At 71.5% G+C, this 2,627-nt stretch carries 3 protein-coding genes and 1 pseudogene; 3 read left to right on the top strand and 1 reads right to left on the bottom strand.

The genetic code is table 11. The features are described from left to right. The 3 genes and pseudogenes from Q0L15_RS18720 to Q0L15_RS18710 form a co-directional block, all read left to right on the top strand. A pseudogene (locus Q0L15_RS18720) lies at window positions 1-570 on the top strand (hypothetical protein); the annotation flags it as partial. Continuing rightward, window positions 570-872 (top strand): hypothetical protein, encoded by a 303-nt coding sequence (locus tag Q0L15_RS18715; protein ID WP_296605997.1) that lies wholly within the window; start codon window positions 570-572, stop codon window positions 870-872. The pseudogene Q0L15_RS18720 and the gene Q0L15_RS18715, both read left to right, overlap by 1 nt. A 59-nt stretch (window positions 873-931) precedes the next feature. Continuing rightward, window positions 932-2,161, top strand: coding sequence for an IS110 family transposase (locus tag Q0L15_RS18710; protein ID WP_296605996.1), 1,230 nt, complete (start codon window positions 932-934; stop codon window positions 2,159-2,161). Between the two features lie 248 nt (window positions 2,162-2,409). Here Q0L15_RS18710 and Q0L15_RS18705 read toward each other — a convergent pair. After that, the coding region (locus Q0L15_RS18705) for a LuxR C-terminal-related transcriptional regulator (protein WP_296605993.1) at window positions 2,410-2,627 on the bottom strand (218 nt) is incomplete at its 5' end.

Below are 2,627 nucleotides of genomic sequence, written 5' to 3'. Positions count from 1 at the left end.
CTGTCGGCCTACTTCGCCGGTCGGGAGTGGCGAGGGGTGTGGCTGGTGCGCAGTCAACAGGTTGCGGAACGCCCGGCCGACGCGGCGTGGGTGACCGGCGTCATCTGGGACGAGGAGCAGCACCTGGCGGTGGGCCGCGCCGGTTACCACGGGCCTCCCGACGCCGTGGGAATGGTGGAGATCGGCTACGCCGTCGCCCCGGAGTACCGGCGTCGCGCCATGCCCATCGTCGAGGTCACCCACGATCCCGCCGTCCCCGCAGCGACCCTGCAGCGACTCGCCGACGCCCTGCCGCACGCCGTCTCGCTGGCCGTCGAGTGCCCCGAGGAGCCGTACGACGGCCACCTGCGCCCGGGCGACGTCGACCTCCGCTTCCGGGCCAGGGGTGAGCGCGACTACGGCGGCCTCGACGTCGTCGTCGAGGTCCGCTCCAAGTGGTCCGCCAGCCGTGCCGAGGCCCTGCAGGAGCGATGCGACCGGCTCCGCGACGCGGTGGTGGATGCGGCCGGCACGACGAGCGTCGGCGTCTACCTCTCGATCCCCGTCGCCGCCTGGGCGCAGGGCGAGTGATGACCCCCGAGGAGCTCGGCGCGTACGCCGAGTCCCTGCCCGGGGTCAAGCGCAAGGGCACCGAGGCCCGGCCGGCGTGGTACGTCGACGACCGCCTCGTCGTCCGGCTCCAGGACCCGGACACGGCGGTCGTCCGGGTGCCGCTCCACGATCGCGAGGCGCTGCTCGACGCACACCCCGACACCTTCGGCGTCCCGCCTCGGATGGAGGCGCACCACAAGGTGGAGGCCTACCTGGCGCACGCGGACGCGGACGCGGTGCAGTACGCCATCCGGCGAGCCTGGGAGTTCCAGAGGCGCTGATAGGTCGTGAGCTGTAGCTGAGAGGACTCTGGTCGGGTCCGCTCACAAGGAGGCAGCTCATGGGCATGTTGGAGGTCGCCCTGGATCCGGCGACGGTGGTCGTGGCCGTGGACCCGGGGAAGGTGATGAACCGGGTCTGGGTCAGCAACGGCGCGGGTCTGCTGGAGGAGCCGGTCTCGTTGCCGGTCGCGCGGTCCGGGATCGCCGCGTTGGAGAAGATGCTGGCCGCGCACGCTGGCGCGCAGGTGATCGCGATCGAGGCGACCGGGAGCCTGCATCGGGCCTGGGCCACCGAGCTCGAACGGCTTCATCCCGGTTCGTTGCGGCTATTCGCTCCGTCCGAAACCAAGGCAGCGCGTCAGCAGCTGGGCTCTGGCCGATTCAAGACCGACGATCGTGACTGCGCCGCGCTGACCTACCTCGCTCGCCAGGGTGCTGGCCGTCGCCAGACCGAGGAGGCGGTGGTCGAGGAGCTACGTGCCGCGGTCCGGCACCGGCGCGGGCTGGTCGCTGACCGGAAGAAGGCACAGCAGCGGCTCCACGACCAGCTCAACTCACTGTGCCCGGGCTTGTCCGCGCCGGCCGGTCACGGGCGGTCACTGCCGATCGAGACCCCGACCGGACAGGCCGTGCTGGCGTGCGCGGCGGCATTCGCCGGCCGGGCACCGTCGACACGGTCGCTCATCGCAAGGTCGCCGGGGAAGCTGACCAAGGCGACCGCGGAGTACTGGACCAGCCGGTGGCGCGACTGCCTCCCGCCACCATCGGACGCGACCGCACGGGCCGAACGGCTCGGCCGCGACGTCGCGCGCTACCGCAGCCTGTTGCTCGACGTGGCCTCGGTCGAGGGCGAGATCGAGGTCCTGCTCGCCCGCACCGATGGCCAGGTCCTGACCAGCCTGCCCGGCGTGGCAGCCAACCGCGCAGCCGCATTTGCCGCGCACAGCCTGCCGATCGCGCGATTCCCCGACGCCGAGCACCTCTACTCCGCCACCGGGCTGGCACCCGCGATGTACGAGTCCGCTACGTTGCGCAAGCGCGGCCGGATCTCTCGCCAGGGTCTGGCCGAGCACCGCGACGCGCTGATGGGGATCGCGTGGGGCCTGTCGCTGCACTCGACCTCGTTCGCCGAGCGCGACGCCGAACTGCGTGCCCGCGGCATGACCCCGATCCAGGCCCGGGTCGCATTGGCGCGCAACGCCTGCCGCCTCATCTACCGCATGCTCGTGACCCAACAACCCTTCAACGAAGCGGCGTATCGTCGAGGAAGGCTCAGCCGCGGACGGTGACGGCTGCTTGCGCTATGCCGCTCGACGGCGAAACCTAGCTTGCCGCCCGTCCGCGCTGGGCCGTCTTCCACGGCGCACACGAAAGCCTGCCGACCACGGCGCCTGATCAGCCTGCCGACCTCGGCGGCCCACGCCGGACTCCTCGATCCCGCCTCGTCGCGAACCCCAGCCACGCCCAACGGGCCGCGGCCGCAGCCGCGCGCTCAGCCTCACTCTTGACTGCCCGCGCGAAAGCTAGCGAGCGGCGCTCAGCGCAGCAGCTTGCTGGCGAGCACCGCCGCCTGGGTACGCCGCTCCAGCCCGAGCTTGGCGAGGATGCTGGAGACGTAGTTCTTCACGGTCTTCTCGGCGAGGAACATCTGCTCGCCGATCTGCCGGTTCGTCATCCCCTCGGCGATGTAGCCGAGCAGCTTGATCTCCTGCTCGGTGAGCTGGGCCAGCTCCGGCGCGGTGGCCAGTGGGTTGC

This window comes from Nocardioides sp. (assembly GCF_024509035.1).
Taxonomy (GTDB): Bacteria; Actinomycetota; Actinomycetes; order Propionibacteriales; family Nocardioidaceae; genus Nocardioides.
Note: the sequence above shows the minus strand (reverse complement) of the source record. Positions and strands in the feature narration are given on the sequence as shown.

What these genes read in the sequence shown, in the direction of transcription:
- Q0L15_RS18710 (WP_296605996.1), top strand. Translation starts at nt 932, where the DNA reads ATGGGCATGTTGGAGGTCGCCCTGGATCCGGCGACGGTGGTCGTGGCC.
- Q0L15_RS18715 (WP_296605997.1), top strand. Translation starts at nt 570, where the DNA reads ATGACCCCCGAGGAGCTCGGCGCGTACGCCGAGTCCCTGCCCGGGGTC.